Below are 16,416 nucleotides of genomic sequence, written 5' to 3'. Positions count from 1 at the left end.
AATCATAGAGTAAATATTATGAGTATTATAAAAATAATAGACTTTACTCTATCAAGACTTAACTCTAAGATACCAATAGCAACAAATCAATAGATTGAAATTTAGATTTCAAGTTTGAGAAGAATTCTTCTTAATTTGATTTTTTCAACTTCAAACTTAATTCCATTCGCAAATTTATTACCGAATGCCAAAAGCGCGATCGCAGCTTAGCTTTGCGCTGACTTAATAAAAGCCCAGAATTTAAAGCAATTCCAGCAGCAAATTCTCTTCAAAATCAAATTTATTTCCACGGAATGAAATTATGGCTGATACCCATCCAAATTTTTCACGGCGACGCTTTCTTGCTACCGCAGGAACCACAGCACTAGGCTCAGTCTTATTGAAAGGATGTCTTGGGAATCCTCCCGACAGCACGCCCACGACATCTTCATCCAACGTTGCCAAAATTAATATTCCGACCGAGCAAGTTCCCGAAGTCACCAAGGTCAAGCTTGGCTATTTACCAATTGTGGAAGCGGCTCCGTTGATAATCGCTAAAGAAAAAGGCTTCTTTAGCAAATATGGTATGAACGATGTCGATATCTCAAAACAAGCCAATTGGGGCGCAGCCAGAGATAACATTAAAATTGGTTCCTCCGCAGGCGGTATTGATGGCGGTCAATGGCAGATGCCTATGCCCTATTTGATTTCAGAAGGAATCATTACCGACAAGCAAAAAATCCCCATGTATGTTCTACTTCAATTGAATACACAGGGAAATGGAATTGCCATTGCAGGCAAGCATAAAGATCAAGGATTAGCCCTGAAATCAGAAAAGGTAAAGACTTTATTTGACAAAATGAAGTCAGAAGGAACCAAATTTAAAGCTGCTTACACCTTCCCCAAAGCCAATCAAGAGTTTTGGATTCGTTACTGGCTTGCGGCGAATGGGATCGACCCCGATGCCGATCTGGAGCTACTCACCGTTCCTGCCGCTCAAACCGTAGCCAATATGAAAACTGGCACTATGGATGCTTTTAGTACGGGCGATCCATGGCCCTATCGCATCGTTAAAGAGAAAATTGGTTTCATCCCCGCACTCACCGCTGAAATTTGGAAAGGACATCCAGAAGAATATTTAGCAATGCGTGCAGACTGGGTAGATAAATATCCCAAGGCTACCAAAGCTTTGCTCAAAGCAATTATGGAAGCTCAGCAATGGTGCGACAACTTCGATAATCGTAAGGAACTTGTCCAAATTGTTTCCACTAAAAACTATTTTGGTGTTCCTGTTGATGTACTCGAAGGTCCGATGGCAGGCAAGTATGACATGGGTGACGGGCGCATGATCGATGACAAGAGCATGTCTGTTCTCTATTGGAAAGATGCTAAAGGCAGTGTTTCCTACCCCTATCAAAGCCATGATCTTTGGTTTATTACTGAAAGCGTCCGTTGGGGATTTTTACCAAAAGAGGCTTTAGCTACCGCCAAGGATTGGGTTAAAAAGGTAAATCGCGAAGACCTATGGCGTGAAGCTGCCAAAGAGGCTGGTATTCCCGTCGCTGATATTCCGACTAGCACCTCTCGCGGAGTTGAAGAATTCTTCGATGGCACAAAGTTCGATCCCGAAAATCCCCAAGCCTATCTCGATGGATTGAAAATTAAAAAGGTTTAGAACAAGATTGGGAATAAGGCTTAGAAAAGGTTTCGGAAAAAAGCTAGAAAAAGCCTTGTAAAAATCTTAGAAAAAAACTTAAAATACGAAATCTCAAAAACTAAATAAATCAAGTAATTTGTGAGGATCATTAAACAATGAAAATGTATACTGTCGAAGGGATTGGGACTATTCTGTTGAGCTTGCCCCTGTCAATTGCGGTGCTTTCTCCATTTGCTGAAGCAAAGCCAATTGTAGAACCAGTTGTAGAGCCTGTAGCTTGGGGCAAAAGTACAGCACCCTCGGAATTAACATCGGTTCCTTCGGCAAACAGTCCCGATGCAAAGCTGTCTACTTCTCAGTCTACTTCCCCGTCTACTTCTCAGTCTATTTCTCAGTTGTCTGCGGAAATTCAACAGAATGCGATCGCTCCCGAAGTCGTATCTCAAAATGTCACATCCGTATCCCAACTATCTGACGTACGTCCAACCGATTGGGCTTTTACAGCCTTGCAATCTCTAGTAGAGCGCTATGGCTGTATCGCTGGATACCCCGATCGCAGTTTTCGCGGTCGGCAAGCTACTTCTCGCTATGAATTCGCGGCAGGATTAAACGCCTGTCTCGACAAAATCAACGAAATTATCTCAGCGGGATTGGCTGACAAAGTGAGCAAGGCAGATCTCGCGACACTGCAAAAGCTCCAAGAGGAATTTGCCGCAGAGCTGGCAACTTTACGGGGGCGCGTCGATGCCCTTGATGCTAAAACTGCCAAGCTTGAAGCTCAACAATTTTCCACCACAACTAAACTTAGCGGCGAAGCTATTTTTGGGATCGCTGGCGCAACAGGCGCAAACCCGAGCGGTGGTTCTAATACCAATATCGTCTTCAATAATCGAGTTCGGCTTAATCTATTGACCAGCTTTACTGGTAAAGATTTATTGATCACAGGTTTGCAAGCCTATAACATTGGTGGTGGCTCCTCCAGTCTTCAAGGTACGTTAGGATATGCCGATGGCGCAGGATTGAGTTCTAGTAATGTGCGTTTAGGCTATGAACCGCAGTTTCCCGGCGTAAATCCAACTAATAGCAGCACTGTCGCCGCCAACTCTGTAAATCTTTACAAACTGCTGTACATTTTCCCCGTAGCCGATAAACTCACCTTCTTCGTCGGTCCCAGTGCGGAAGCTTCCGATGCATTTCCTGCGATTAGTCCCTTTGCTAGCGAAGGACAGGGTGCAATCTCTCGCTTTGGGCAGGGATTAAATGCAGCATCTCGCGTATCGGCAGGAACATCTGGTACTGGGCTAGCCTCAGCCTTTGGTTTCATCTGGACACCCTCGGATACGGTAGACTTTCGCGCCTTATATGGCAATATTACCGCTGCTATACCCACCAATCTCGCTACTACACCCCTAGGTTCAGGTTTCTTTGGTGGTAGTTCTGTAATTGCAGCCCAACTCACCCTCAAGCCATCTTCAAACCTTGATATTGGGATTAACTATGCCAATAGCTATCACCAAATCAACATTTTAGGGACTGGCTTGGGAGCCGCGGACATTGGGGCAGTTAATGGCGGTGCGATTACAGAACCCATTAAGCTAAATTCTGTGGGAGCCAACCTGACATGGCGACTTGCCCCTAAAGTGGCTTTCAATTTATCGGGCGCTTGGATCTTTGCCAATCTAGTTAATGTTAATGCTTCCACAACCTTTACTAGTTGGATGACTGGTTTCCACTTTAGCGATGTATTCAAAGAGGGAAATACAGCGGGCATCATTTTTGGTCAACCACTGGCGCGTAATTCCGTCGGTGGGCTTGCCACAATTCCCACAGGAGCAACTGCTACCCCTTACCAATTGGAAGGATATTTCAACTTTAAGTTGTCTAAAAATATCAGTGTTACTCCTGGAGTGTTTTTTGTATTTAATCCTGAAGGGTTAAATAATGCGCCAACCGCAACGGTTGGGGTGGTTCGGACTACCTTTACTTTCTAGCACTTTCTAGATTGGTAAAAAATCAGTGGGTTTAGGAGATTCGACATCGCAGGAGCCTAAACCCACCGCTCTGTAGATACTGCAATTGAGATACATCGCTCGATTATGGACTTGATTATTGGCTCGATCGCTGGCTCGGATATGCGATCGCAGGATTATCCAATCTTCAACTTTTCCACAATTATTTTCCACAATTAATTAATAGGACGATAAAGTTTATGGCTGTAAGCATTGGTAATAGCAATGGCAGTTTATCTAGATCTCTAAATAAATTTTGGCAAAAAAATGCTCAGAATTGGACATTGCCAATTATTGGGATTTTGGGATTTCTGATGATATGGCAACTATTTTCTAGCATTGGATTAGTTAAATTGCCCAGCCCCATTAATATCATGTCGGAGAAATCAACTCGCGATCTCCTTTTATATCCATTCTTTGATCGCGGTGGCACTGATAAGGGGTTGTTTTGGCAGACTCTCGCTAGTTTTGAGCGTGTTGCTAAAGGCTATTCCCTCGCGGCGATCGTCGGTATTGGCATGGGGATTTTAGTCGGAACGACCCCCGTCATTGATAAGGCTCTCGATCCTCTTTTCCAGTTCTTAAGAACAGTACCACCTCTAGCATGGGTACCGATCGCCTTAGCCGCTTTGCGCCAAAATGAACCCGCAGCCTTGTTTGTAATTTTTATCACATCAGTATGGCCGATTCTTTTGAATACGGCAGTGGGTGTCAAACAAATCCCCCAAGACTATCGCAACGTCTCGCGAGTATTGCAACTCTCTCGCCAAAAGTACTTCTTTAAGATCCTGCTTCCTTCTGCGCTCCCTTACATCTTTACAGGTTTACGAATTTCCATTGGTTTGGCATGGCTCGCCATTATCGCTGCGGAAATCATCATGTCAGGTATCGTCGGGATTGGATTCTTTATCTGGAATGCTTACACCAATGACAAAGTCGGTGAAGTTATTCTCGCTCTAGTCTATATCGGTGCTGTAGGACTAATTCTCGATCGGGCGGTAGCTTGGATCCAGACCTTGATCCTCCCTGAAGAACAGAAATAGAATTATTGCAGTTTTCATTTTGCCGTAGGCAAAATGAAAACTCAAAACCCTTACTAGAATTGTTTTTTGTTTTCAAATGAGTACGCACTCATTTGAAAACCGCAATACCAACACAATACCAAATAATACCAATTCCAAAAATGGCGTTGCCATTTTTGGAATCTCAAAACCTTACTGGGTTTGTTTTTTAATTCATTGAAGTATTGACTCACTTCAGTAAATTGGGACAAGGATTGATTAATAATTGAAAGGAGATTTTAAAATGAGTAATTTTGTAGCGGTTGATCGGGTTGAGAAAGTTTTCCCTCTAGGTGGTGGTAAAGAATATATTGCCCTCAAGGGAATAGATTTGAATATAGAAAAGGGAGAATTTATTTCTCTCATCGGTCACTCTGGTTGCGGTAAATCCACATTGCTAAATATGATCGCAGGGCTGGATTTACCTACGGGTGGAATTGTGATGCTCGAAGATGAACGGGTATCGCGTCCAGGTCCCGATCGCATGGTGGTATTTCAAAACTATTCGCTCCTGCCTTGGCTCTCGGTACGTGAAAATGTAGCCTTGGCAGTAGATGAGGTGCTCTCCCACTTGTCCAAGAGCGATCGCCATGATCTGATCGAACATTATGTCAAGATGGTGGGACTGTCCCATGCGATCGATAAGCCTCCTACCCAACTATCAGGAGGAATGCGCCAGCGTGTAGCGATCGCCCGCGCCCTTGCCGTTCGCCCGAAGCTACTATTGCTTGACGAACCTTTCGGAGCCTTGGATGCGCTGACAAGGGGCAATTTGCAAGAGAAACTAATGCAGATCTGTAACGAAGATCGAATTACGGCGGTAATGGTTACCCATGATGTCGATGAGGCGGTATTACTAAGCGATCGCATTGTCATGCTCACCAATGGACCTGCCTCGAAAATCGGCGGCATTTTGGAAGTAGATATTCCCCGTCCCCGTCAACGGATGGAAGCGGTAAATCATCCCAGCTACTATAGCCTGCGGAGTGAAATCATCTACTTCTTAAACCAGCAAAAGCGCGTTAAAAAACTGAATGCCCGCAAAGTGGCAACTGTCGCAAGGCATGGACTCGAAAAAGTTAATCTAGAAATCGGCTTTGTCCCTTTAACCGCCTGTGCGCCGATCGCCGTAGCGAAGGAGAAAGGATTTTTTCAAAAACATGGATTAGATGAAGTTTCCCTCGTCAGGGAGACCAGTTGGCGCGGCATTGTCGATGGTATTGCAGGTGGTTATCTCGATGCGGCTCAAATGCCCTCAGGTTTACCGATGTGGATGACCTTAGGTGGTAATGGGAATTGTAAGCCAATTGTGACCGCACTCACGATGACCCGCAATGGTAACGCCATTACCCTTGATCGCCGTTTTTATGATCGCGGCATCTATACCCTCGCTGATTTCAAAAACCTACTTCAGAATACTCGCGATAGTCAGCATCGGATGGGGGTAGTACATCCTTCTTCAATGCATAATCTCCTACTACGATATTGGCTCGCTTCAGGTGGAATCGATCCCGATGTCGATGTCCAACTCAAAACCATTCCCCCCGCCCAAATGGTCGTTGACCTCAAAGCAGGCAGCATTGACGGATTTTGTGTGGGTGAACCTTGGAATTTCCGAGCAGCAATGGAGAATATTGGCTTTACCGTTGCCACCGATCTAGAAATCTGGAACGGGCATCCTGGCAAGGTTTTAGGCGTGCGCGAAGATTGGGCAAATGCCTATCCAAACACCCACATTGCTCTAGTAAAAGCTCTTTTAGAAGCTTGTATGTACTGTGCTAATCCCGATAATGCTGAAGAGATTCGTCTGATTTTGGCTCGTCGCGACTACGTCAGCACTAATGTTAATTATATCCATTTGGGAAATCCCCATGATGTCACCTGTGCGATCGATTCGCCCATGCGCGAACCCGCTCACCATCAATTCTATGGTGCTGGAGTCAATCGTCCCAGCCGTTCTGAGCATCTCTGGCATATTACCCAAATGGCGCGTTGGGGCGATGTTCCCTTTCCCCGTAACTGGGTCGAAGTTTTAGAAAAAACCTGTCGAGTCGGAGTATTTAGCACCGCAGCTCGCGAGCTCGGACTGAGCGATATTACCTATAGTCGCAATGCCATTCAGCTATTCGATGAGGTTCCCTTTAATGCCGAAGATCCGATCGCCTATCTCAATCATCTTGAGATTAAGCGCAATATCACCATGGCGGAAATTGCCATGGAGTCAGCGCGATTGATTGCTTAGCTTTTTATCCCATCATCTCCATATATTCCAGAAAATCATTCCAGAAAATCATTCCAGAAATTCACTCAAGAAAATGACCCAAACAACCGTTGCATACAATAGCCCGATCGAGACCTTACCACCTCAAGAAGCTTTCCTGCGGATCGAGAAAGTCTCGAAAATTTATCCCACACCGCAAGGGGAATATGTCGTCCTCAAAGATGTAAATCTGGCGATCGCTGAAGGAGAATTTATTTGCTTAATTGGTCACTCTGGTTGCGGTAAGTCCACCCTTTTAAATATGGTTGGTGGCTTCTCTAAGCCCTCCATTGGCGAAGTTAAGGTCAACGGGAAACTGATTACGAAACCGGGCCCCGATCGCATGGTGGTATTTCAAGGTTATGCTCTCTTACCTTGGCTGACAGTCTACGAAAACGTTCATCTAGCCGTTGACTCAGTTTATCCCAGCTTGTCTAAAAGTGAAAAAAACGATATCGTGCGTCACCACCTCGCAATGGTAGGTTTGAGCGAAGCCGCAGACAAGAAGCCAACCCAGATTTCAGGAGGGATGAAACAACGGGTATCGATCGCCCGCGCCCTAGCCATCCGTCCCGAAGTTCTAATTCTTGACGAACCCTTTGGAGCCTTGGATGCTATCACCAAAGAGGAACTACAGGAAGAACTTCTCCAAATCTGGACAGAACATCGCTGTACAGTATTGATGATTACCCACGATATTGATGAGGCGCTATTCCTTGCCGATCGCCTAGTAATGATGACCAATGGACCCGCAGCTAATATTGGTGAAATCATGAGAATTCCTTTCCCTCGTCCCCGCGATCGCGCCCAAATTATGGAAGATCCTCTATACTACGACCTCAGAAATACCGCCCTTGACTTCCTGTATAACCGCTTTGCCCACGATGAGTAATTTCTCTAACTATTCCCCCTCTCCAATGGAGAGGGGGAATGAAAATAACCAAATAGAATTTCGCGAACGTCTAGCGGTGATTGCCACGATGCATCGAAAGGAAATGGCGATCGCTCCCATCTTACAAACAGCCTTAGGAATTAACTCGATCATTCCTCCAGAATTTAATAGCGATTTATTCGGTACATTTACCCGTGATATTGATCGTCCTGCCAATCAGATCGAAACCGCTAAACTTAAGGCCCAGAGAGCCTTAGATTTAGTTGAAACCGATCTCGCGATCGCCAGTGAAGGGAGCTTTTTCCCGCATCCAATTTTAGGAGTGCCCTACAATCGGGAAATCGTCTTAATGCTGGATCGTCAATACAACTTCACTGCTTATGGAGAACATCTCTCCACGAATACCAACTTCCGCCATCAAGTCGTCTCAAGTTACGCGCAAGCCCATCAATTTGCCATCCAAATTGGCTTTCCCGATCATGCGGTCGTCCTGATGCCAGACGCTCAGACTTCCCCCAAGGAATCTATCTATAAAGGAATTAATTCCGAGAATGCGCTGATGGAGGCAACGCGCGAACTCCTCAAGCGATCGACCCAAATCCATATAGAAACAGATATGCGTGCGCTTTACAATCCCACACGTATGAGTAATATTGCCCATGCAACCGAGAGTCTCGTCCGTAAGTTGCAGCAGCTTTGCCCCAATTGTCATTTCGTGAATTTTGATATCGTGGAAAGTATCAAAGGTCTACCCTGTGAGCTTTGTGGATTGCCCACTCCATCGATACGATCGCATCGATATCAATGCGATCGCTGTCAGTTTGAGAACGAAGTATTATTTCCCCATGGAATTCAACTAGCCGATCCTATGTACTGCTCCTATTGCAATCCCTAATGCCAAAGCTCAAAATGGCGTAGCCATTTTGAGCTTTGTAAACCCTTACGGGGTTTGGTTTTTAATTCACAAAAGTGTTGTCACACTTTCGTGAATTGGTATAAGTAGCTAGGCGCAATTAAATATAAAAACCCAAATAAACCCCAAAAAACTGTAGCGCACGCGCAGCGTGCGCTACAGTTTTTTGGGGGTTTATTTATGCCCAGCTACTTTAGAGTGAAGCTAATCGGAATATTGCATGACTTGGGAACTCTCCGATCTGCTTAGAGCGATCGCCACAACTATTGTCATTGGCATTCATGCCTCCCATCCTTGGTGGTTTGGCGTACATGGCACAAACCACCTCGATCCCGAAATCTTCATTGATACTGCCGTCAACCAAGTCGGACGCTTTACCGTACCAATATTTGTAATTTTGTCGGGCTTCGCCCTAGCCAAATCGGAAGAGAAGCGCCCTTTTGAGTTATCGATTTTTATCCAACGCCGACTCTGGCGGATCGTGCCCCCTTACGTTTTATTTACTCTGTTAAATACTGTTGGTCGATCGCAGTTTCTTGCAGGCAATTGGCTAGATCGCGGGCAGCAGATTGGGCAGGCTCTTGCCTCAGGAATGGGCGATTATCATCTCTATTTTTTAGGAATTATTTTTCAATGCTATGTAGCCTATCCATTCCTGCGCCGCCTTAGCTTTTCTCCTCATAAACTCGTCGCCCTGTTATTCATTACTTTCGCTCTATTTAGTTTGCGATGGCTATCGGCAACCTTTGGATGGCTACCATCTCTCACCAACCTCCTCCCCGATGGCAACCATGTCATCTACTGGCTACCCTATTTTCAATTGGGAATTTGGTTGGCAAAGGATCGAGGCTGGACAAATGAAATCGTATCCGCATGGCGATCGCCCAGATGGGGATATCTATTCGTGATCGCTACCGTTATTGAGTTAAGCGAATTTTATGGTAGCGCCATACTCAAGAATTCCGCCGAGGCAGTTGGGCATTACACCCGTCCAACTGTGGTGTTTTTGACTTTGACCTTTTTACTTTGGTCGATCTCATGGCGAAATTGGGAAATCAAATCCCCTGCGTTCGCAATTTCGCCTATTTTCAAGCCTATTTTTAATCCTATTCCTCAACTATGGCGATCGCTCCAAGCACAGATAAAAGCCCAGAAGATAAAAGCCCAGATTCAAATATTTTCTAAGGCGAGTTTTACGACCTATCTAATTCATGTCTGGGTACTACGGACAATTGCCCCTCTGGAAATAGTAGGCGGAATTCTATATCTCCCCTTAGCGATCGCCCTATCTTGGCTGGGTGGGATTACCGTATGGCGACTGCTGCTCAAATTTCAAAGCTCCACATAGAGTTCGGCGCTAAGTGCCGAACTCTATGTGGAGCTTTGAAATAGTTATAAAACAAATTTTGGGACTTTTTTGCAAAGCCCCTAGACAAAACATCTAATGTCAAGTTATGATTGTTAATCGTGACTAAAAACAGAAACTGAGTGAAACAAGCAAGCCAAACAAGCAGGCTTTGGTTTACTTAAGTCTGAGTCATGCATTGGTATGGCGAGATGAGATACATTTAGAGATTACGTTTAAAGGTTTTCACTCAAGATAACAACCAACCCAAGAGATTGTGTTTCTCACGTCTAGTAGTTTGTCTAGACATCTTCTGTAAGTCGTCTCGAAGTCCGTTAAACAGCCTTCAAAACCAATACTTCTTACTAAGATCGAAACCGATCTCTTTTGAGCCTGTCAAAAATCGGCAGAAATATCTGCGCGAAAATTTGAAAGTCAAGCAAGCGGAGCTAATTTTAATGACTGTCGGTATTCTCGGCACAAAACTTGGGATGACCCAAGTATTCGATTCGGATGGCAACGCTGTTCCCGTGACCGTTGTTCATGCAGGTCCTGTGACTATCACACAGGTAAAGACCGAAACCAAAGAAGGCTACAAAGCCATTCAAGTTGGATACGGCAAAACTCGTGAAAAGCTTCTCAGTAAGCCAGAACTAGGACATTTGAAAACATCAGGTGCAGAACCTGTAAAGCATCTGCGTGAATATCGCCTCGAAAACGTTAGCGATTTCACAATCGGTCAGACTCTAGATGTAAGTCAATTCAAGGATGGCGACATCGTTGATGTGATTGGAACTAGCATTGGTAAAGGTTTCGCTGGTTATCAAAAGCGCCACAACTTTGGTCGCGGTCCGATGGCTCACGGTTCTAAAAACCACAGACAGCCTGGTTCGACTGGAGCTGGTACCACCCCAGGACGTGTATATCCTGGAAAGCGCATGGCTGGTCGTCTTGGCGGTAAGCAAATCACCGTGAAGAAGCTAACTATAGTCAAAGTCGATGCAGCGAACAATGTGCTGCTAATTAAAGGAGCAGTTCCTGGTAAAGCTGGAGCGTTGCTTAACGTTATTCCTACCGTAATTATCGGCAAGGCTAAGTAGTTTGTTCGTGAGATCGAGAGAATTTAAGTTATGCCTACAGTAATAGATTGGACAGGGAATGAAGTTGGCGAAATAAGCCTTGATTTGCGTGTTGCTAAAGAAGCAAGTGCAAAGGGTTTAGTTCACCGCGCCCTCGTCAGACAGTTAGCAAATGCCCGTCAAGGCACAGCCAGCAGCAAGACTCGCGCTGAAGTCCGTGGTGGTGGTCGCAAGCCTTTTAGACAAAAGGGAACGGGTCGCGCTCGTGCTGGTTCGACCAGATCCCCACTCACCCGTGGTGGTGGTGCTATTTTTGGACCCAAGCCCAGAGATTACGAAACGAAGATGAATCGCAAAGAGCGCCGTCTCGCTTTGCGTACTGCTTTCATCGGTCGTTCTGATGATTTGATCATTGTTGAAGATTTTGCCGTAAATCTAGCTCAACCTAAGACCAAGGAATTGTGTCAGGCTCTTGAGCGTTGGGGTGTGAATGTAGGTCAAAAGACCCTGATCATTACCGATCGCAAAGAAGAAAATATTATTTTATCTGCGCGTAATATTCAAAACTTGCAGCTTATTGCCGCCGATCAGCTCAATATGTTCGACATTCTTAACTCTGAAAAGATTGTGGCAACTCGCTCAGCGATCGCCAAGATTCATGAAGTGTATGGTGGCGATGCAAAGTTGGCAACCGAGATCGTCACAACGGTCGAAGACGCAGAATAACGGAATCTAAGTAGAAGAAAGAAACACCATGGCTAAGATCCCTACCGAATTCGATCCCCGTCGTTTGCCCGATATCATTCGTCGCCCTCTGCTCAACGAAAAGGCAACTCGACAATTAGAAAACAACAAATATACCTTTGATGTTTTCCAAGATGCCACCAAGCCTGAAATTAAAGCGGCGATCGAGAGCCTTTTCTCGGTTACGGTCAAGAAAGTAAATACCCATAACCCACCCGCATCAGCGCGTCGTATTGGTAAATTCGCAGGCAAACGCGCTCAAATCAAAAGAGCGATCGTTACTCTCGCGGAAGGCAGCAAAATCAATTTGTTCCCAGATGTGTAACCTCCCCATCACAATTGCCCTTGGCAATTGCGATCGCGGAAAACCAAACCAGAGAACTGTTCTTTAACAACATCAGACAATTATGGGCGTTCGTGCATATAAACCTTATACCGCTAGTACCAGACAGACCGTTGTCTCGGACTTTGCGGAAATCACTAAATCAGAACCCGAAAAGTCTTTAACCACCCACGTTCATCGTAAAAGAGGACGTAACAACCGTGGTGTAATCACTAGCCGTAGACGTGGCGGCGGTCACAAACGTCTCTATCGGATCATTGATTTCAAGCGGAGCAAGCGCGATATCATCGCCGAAGTAATTGCGATCGAGTACGATCCCAACCGCACCGCTCGGATTGCGCTTTTGCAATACGAAGATGGCGAAAAGCGTTATATCCTCGCCCCTAAAGGCATTGCCGTTGGCAACAAGATTCAAGCTGGTACTAGCAATGTGCCTTTTGAAATTGGCAATGCAATGCCCTTGGTGAATATTCCTCTAGGTACGATCGTGCATAACGTGGAAATGACTCCTGGTAAGGGCGGTCAAATCGTACGCTCGGCTGGCGCTGGCGCTCAGATCGCTGCTAAAGAGGGTGATTTTGTTACTCTCAAGCTTCCTTCTAGCGAAGTTCGCATGATTCGGAAAGAATGCTTTGCCACCATCGGACAGGTAGGAAACCTTGATCACAGCAACGTCAGCCTTGGTAAGGCAGGACGCAGCCGCTGGTTGAACCGTCGTCCTAAAGTTCGTGGTATGGTCATGAACCCCGTCGATCACCCCCATGGTGGTGGAGAAGGTTGCGCCCCCATTGGACGCAGTGGCCCAGTTACTCCTTGGGGTAAACCAACCTTGGGTTATAAGACTCGCAAGAAGAAAAAGCTCAGCGATGCCTTGATCGTTCGTCGCCGCCGCAAGTCCTCGAAGCGCGGTAAGGGCGGACGTAACGCCTAATCATATATTTTCCCGCGACGCGGGAAAATATATATTCAAAGTTTTTACAGAGAGTACAAATTATGACGCGATCGCTAAAAAAAGGTCCCTTTGTTGCCGATCACTTACTGACCAAAATTGAAAAGCTTAACGCCAAGGGTGAAAAGCAAGTTGTCAAAACATGGTCTCGCGCTTCCACCATTCTTCCTCAAATGATCGGGCATACAATTGCTTGTCACAACGGAAAACAGCACGTTCCTGTATATGTCACGGAGCAAATGGTAGGACACAAACTCGGAGAGTTTGCCCCTACTCGCACCTTCCGCGGTCATGCCAAGAGCGATAAAAAGGCCAAGAGATAGGTAGACAGGTAGTTAAAAATGATCCTCGCCCAAAACGAAATCCCTGCCGTAGCCAAATATATTCGCATGTCACCCCACAAGGTGCGTCGAGTACTCGACCAAATCCGTGGTCGTAGCTACCGCGAAGCATTGATGATTCTTGAGTTCATGCCTTACCGCTCCTGCGAACCAATCACAAAAGTATTGCGTTCGGCAGTAGCAAATGCAGAACATAATGCAGGACTCGATCCCGCATCCCTAGTAGTTAACCAAGCCTTTGCCGATATGGGACCTAGCCTCAAGCGCTTCCGTCCCCGCGCTCAAGGTCGCGCTTACCAAATTCGTAAGCCAACGTGCCACATTACGATCACCGTCAAACCATCGGAGGAAGAATAGGTATGGGTCAGAAGATTCACCCAACAGGGTTACGCCTCGGCATCACCAAGTCCCACCTTTCTCGTTGGTACGCTGATGTCAATCGCTACGGTATTTTGGCTGAAGAAGACAGCAAAATCCGTAAGTTTATTGAAAAAACCCTCAGTAATGCAGGTATCGCTGACATCTTGATCGATCGCAAAGCCGATCAAGTCGATCTCGAAATCCGTACCGCCAGACCTGGAGTTGTCGTCGGTCGTGGTGGCGCTGGGATCGAGCAATTGCGCGTCGGACTAGTCAAGCACCTCGAACTGGACGGTTCCCTTAAAAAGACTGGTACTAGCCAAGTTCGGATTAACGTTACCGAAGTAACCAGAGTCGATGCTGAAGCCCCTCTCATTGCTGAATACATCGCCCAACAAATCGAACGTCGCGTTTCCTTCCGCCGCGTCGTACGTCAAGCCATCCAAAGGGCTCAACGTGCAGGCATCGAAGGTATCAAGGTGCAAATCAGTGGTCGTCTCAACGGTGCTGAAATTGCGAGAACTGAGTGGGTTCGTGAAGGTCGCGTTCCTCTGCATACATTGCGAGCCGATATTGACTATAGCTATAAGACCTCCAGAACTATTTATGGTGTGATTGGCATCAAGGTCTGGATCTTTAAAGGCGAAATCATTCAAGGCGAAGAAGCCCCCGCTCCTGCCGCTCAACCCCGTCGTCGCCAGCAACGTCGCCCTCAATTTGAGGATCGTTCCAGCGCTGAAGGATAAATTCTGTCACCCTTGAGTTTTGAACCATGTTAAGTCCCAAACGTACAAAATTTCGTAAGCAGCAACGCGGTCGGATGGCGGGTCCCGCTACCAGAGGCGCTGAAATCAACTTTGGAGATTACGCCATGCAGGCTCTAGAGCCTTCTTGGATTACATCTCGTCAAATCGAAGCTGCCCGTCGTGCTATGAACCGCTACATCCGTCGCGGTGGCAAGATTTGGATTCGTATTTTCCCAGACAAACCCGTAACGATGCGTCCCGCTGAAACCCGCATGGGTTCAGGTAAAGGTGCTCCAGAATTTTGGGTATCGGTAGTTAAGCCCGGTCGCATCATGTTTGAAGTGGCTGGTGTAAGTGAAGAGACCGCAAGAGAGGCAATTCGTCTTGCCGCAGCCAAGATGCCAATCAAAACCAGATTCGTTATCCGTGAGAAGGAGTAAAAGATATGGCACTCCCCAAAGTCCAAGAAACTAGAGAGCTATCTGATGAAGAGTTGCAAGCTCAAGTCTTGTCTGTCAAGAAAGAGCTATTCGATCTGCGCTTCAAGCAGGCAACTAGACAGCCCGTCCAACCGCATCAGTTCAAACATGCGAAGCACCGTCTGTCGCAACTGATGACTGTCGAACGCGAACGCCAGTCCAGAGCTTAGTCGATTTAGAAAATTTATTTTAAAGAACCGAAAAGTAAAGACATAGGAGTTAGCAATGGCAGTTAAAGAGAAAGTTGGCGTTGTCGTCAGCGATAAAATGCAAAAAACGGTGGTTGTAGCGGTAGAAAACCGTTCCTCTCACCCCAAATATGGAAAAATCGTGGTCAAAACGACTAAGTTCAAAGCCCACGACGAAGAAGATAAAACCCGTGAAGGCGATCGCGTCAAAATTCGGGAAACCCGTCCCCTCAGCCGTACAAAGCGATGGGAAGTTGTAGAGATTCTCTCATCTAGCTCGGAAGCATAAGCCATGATTCAACAAGAGTCTTATTTAAATGTCGCCGATAATAGTGGAGCTAAAAAGCTACTATGTATCCGCGTTTTGGCTGGCGGTAACCGTGCCTTTGGCGGAGTTGGTGATGTCATTATCGCCACGGTCAAGGATGCTGCGCCAAATATGCCAGTCAAGAAATCTGATGTTGTCCGCGCCGTGATCGTTCGCACTAAGGCATCCATCAACCGCGAAAGTGGGATGAGAATCCGCTTTGATGACAACGCGGCGGTGATCATTAACCAAGACGGCAACCCCAAAGGAACCCGCGTATTTGGTCCAGTTGCGCGTGAGTTACGGGATAAAAACTTCACCAAAATTATCTCCCTAGCGCCAGAGGTACTGTAATGTCATTCAAGCCCAAGACTGCCTATCGTGGCAATCGCAAGTCTTTTAAGATGCATGTCAAAAAAGATGATGTAGTTCAAGTAATTTCAGGAAGTTCCAAGGGAACCGTTGCCAAAGTGCTACAGGTTTTCCCTAAGGACAGCACCATCCTTGTGGAAGGTGTCAATGTCAAGACTAAGCATGTCAAGCCTCAAGCTGATGGCGAGTCTGGACAAACCATTACCCGTGAATTTCCGATCCACAGTTCCAAAGTATTGTTGTACTCCGAAAAGGAAAAGACCGCTAGCCGCTCTTGCTACACCTTTACGGACGATGGCAAGAAAGTAAGAATGTTGAAAAAGACTGGCGAAATCGTTGATTCCGTCAAGACTGAAAAGAAATAATTCTGTACAACCTGACCAAGCCCAGGA

General features: G+C 46.1%; 20 protein-coding genes. 19 read left to right on the top strand and 1 reads right to left on the bottom strand.

Annotated features, from left to right (window positions below):
• Positions 1–301 precede the first annotated feature (301 nt).
• Together PseudUWO310_RS07650 and PseudUWO310_RS07645 are read left to right on the top strand one after the other, a co-directional pair.
• Positions 302–1,654, top strand: a complete 1,353-nt coding sequence (locus PseudUWO310_RS07650; protein ID WP_142600103.1) for a CmpA/NrtA family ABC transporter substrate-binding protein — start codon at positions 302–304, stop codon at positions 1,652–1,654.
• A 137-nt stretch (positions 1,655–1,791) separates the two neighbouring features.
• Positions 1,792–3,627 (top strand): iron uptake porin, encoded by a 1,836-nt coding sequence (locus PseudUWO310_RS07645; protein WP_142600102.1) that lies wholly within the window; start codon positions 1,792–1,794, stop codon positions 3,625–3,627.
• Positions 3,628–3,633: 6 nt separating this feature from the next.
• Here PseudUWO310_RS07645 and PseudUWO310_RS07640 read toward each other — a convergent pair whose 3' ends face one another.
• Positions 3,634–3,819 (bottom strand): hypothetical protein, encoded by a 186-nt coding sequence (locus PseudUWO310_RS07640; protein WP_142600101.1) that lies wholly within the window; start codon positions 3,817–3,819, stop codon positions 3,634–3,636.
• Between the two features lie 26 nt (positions 3,820–3,845).
• Here PseudUWO310_RS07640 and ntrB point away from each other — a divergent pair, with 26 nt between their 5' ends.
• From ntrB to rplX, 17 genes are all read left to right on the top strand, one after another.
• Positions 3,846–4,688: a nitrate ABC transporter permease gene (gene ntrB, locus PseudUWO310_RS07635; RefSeq protein ID WP_142600100.1), complete on the top strand. Its 843-nt coding sequence runs from the start codon at positions 3,846–3,848 to the stop codon at positions 4,686–4,688.
• 262 nt (positions 4,689–4,950) lie between these two features.
• Positions 4,951–6,948, top strand: a complete 1,998-nt coding sequence (locus PseudUWO310_RS07630; protein WP_009628542.1) for a nitrate ABC transporter ATP-binding protein — start codon at positions 4,951–4,953, stop codon at positions 6,946–6,948.
• 73 nt (positions 6,949–7,021) lie between these two features.
• Positions 7,022–7,858, top strand: coding sequence for a nitrate ABC transporter ATP-binding protein (locus PseudUWO310_RS07625; protein ID WP_142600099.1), 837 nt, complete (start codon positions 7,022–7,024; stop codon positions 7,856–7,858).
• A gap of 25 nt (positions 7,859–7,883) precedes the next feature.
• Entirely contained in the window at positions 7,884–8,753 is an 870-nt protein-coding gene (locus PseudUWO310_RS07620) for a DUF6671 family protein (protein ID WP_142600135.1), read from the top strand.
• 238 nt (positions 8,754–8,991) lie between these two features.
• On the top strand, positions 8,992–10,119 hold the full coding sequence (locus PseudUWO310_RS07615; RefSeq protein WP_142600098.1) for an acyltransferase: 1,128 nt from the start codon (positions 8,992–8,994) through the stop codon (positions 10,117–10,119).
• A 455-nt stretch (positions 10,120–10,574) separates the two neighbouring features.
• Positions 10,575–11,216, top strand: coding sequence for a 50S ribosomal protein L3 (rplC, locus tag PseudUWO310_RS07610; RefSeq protein WP_055073973.1), 642 nt, complete (start codon positions 10,575–10,577; stop codon positions 11,214–11,216).
• Between the two features lie 30 nt (positions 11,217–11,246).
• Positions 11,247–11,921, top strand: a complete 675-nt coding sequence (gene rplD / locus PseudUWO310_RS07605; protein ID WP_142600097.1) for a 50S ribosomal protein L4 — start codon at positions 11,247–11,249, stop codon at positions 11,919–11,921.
• A 28-nt stretch (positions 11,922–11,949) separates the two neighbouring features.
• A complete protein-coding gene (locus tag PseudUWO310_RS07600; protein WP_055073975.1) occupies positions 11,950–12,264 on the top strand; it encodes a 50S ribosomal protein L23 in 315 nt (104 codons plus the stop codon).
• Positions 12,265–12,346: 82 nt separating this feature from the next.
• A complete protein-coding gene (gene rplB, locus PseudUWO310_RS07595; protein ID WP_009625487.1) occupies positions 12,347–13,213 on the top strand; it encodes a 50S ribosomal protein L2 in 867 nt (288 codons plus the stop codon).
• Between the two features lie 62 nt (positions 13,214–13,275).
• Positions 13,276–13,554 (top strand): 30S ribosomal protein S19, encoded by a 279-nt coding sequence (rpsS, locus tag PseudUWO310_RS07590; protein WP_009625486.1) that lies wholly within the window; start codon positions 13,276–13,278, stop codon positions 13,552–13,554.
• Positions 13,555–13,572: 18 nt separating this feature from the next.
• Complete coding sequence (gene rplV / locus PseudUWO310_RS07585) at positions 13,573–13,929, top strand: 50S ribosomal protein L22 (RefSeq protein ID WP_009625485.1); 357 nt, start codon at positions 13,573–13,575, stop codon at positions 13,927–13,929.
• A 2-nt stretch (positions 13,930–13,931) separates the two neighbouring features.
• Positions 13,932–14,678 carry a 30S ribosomal protein S3 gene (gene rpsC / locus PseudUWO310_RS07580; RefSeq protein WP_009625484.1) on the top strand — a complete coding sequence of 249 codons (747 nt, stop codon included), beginning with the start codon at positions 13,932–13,934 and terminating at the stop codon, positions 14,676–14,678.
• Between the two features lie 26 nt (positions 14,679–14,704).
• A complete protein-coding gene (gene rplP, locus PseudUWO310_RS07575; RefSeq protein WP_009625483.1) occupies positions 14,705–15,118 on the top strand; it encodes a 50S ribosomal protein L16 in 414 nt (137 codons plus the stop codon).
• A gap of 5 nt (positions 15,119–15,123) precedes the next feature.
• Entirely contained in the window at positions 15,124–15,327 is a 204-nt protein-coding gene (gene rpmC, locus PseudUWO310_RS07570) for a 50S ribosomal protein L29 (RefSeq protein WP_009625482.1), read from the top strand.
• A gap of 55 nt (positions 15,328–15,382) precedes the next feature.
• Positions 15,383–15,634, top strand: coding sequence for a 30S ribosomal protein S17 (gene rpsQ, locus PseudUWO310_RS07565; protein ID WP_009625481.1), 252 nt, complete (start codon positions 15,383–15,385; stop codon positions 15,632–15,634).
• A 3-nt stretch (positions 15,635–15,637) separates the two neighbouring features.
• Entirely contained in the window at positions 15,638–16,006 is a 369-nt protein-coding gene (rplN, locus tag PseudUWO310_RS07560) for a 50S ribosomal protein L14 (protein WP_009625480.1), read from the top strand.
• Positions 16,006–16,389 (top strand): 50S ribosomal protein L24, encoded by a 384-nt coding sequence (gene rplX, locus PseudUWO310_RS07555; RefSeq protein ID WP_009625479.1) that lies wholly within the window; start codon positions 16,006–16,008, stop codon positions 16,387–16,389. Before rplN ends, rplX begins: the two co-directional genes overlap by 1 nt.
• The last annotated feature ends 27 nt before the right edge of the window (positions 16,390–16,416 follow it).

Origin of the sequence: Pseudanabaena sp. UWO310 (assembly GCF_006861605.1) — a bacterium.
Taxonomy (GTDB): domain Bacteria; phylum Cyanobacteriota; class Cyanobacteriia; order Pseudanabaenales; family Pseudanabaenaceae; genus Pseudanabaena.
This window is presented reverse-complemented; position numbering and strand designations above follow the sequence as displayed.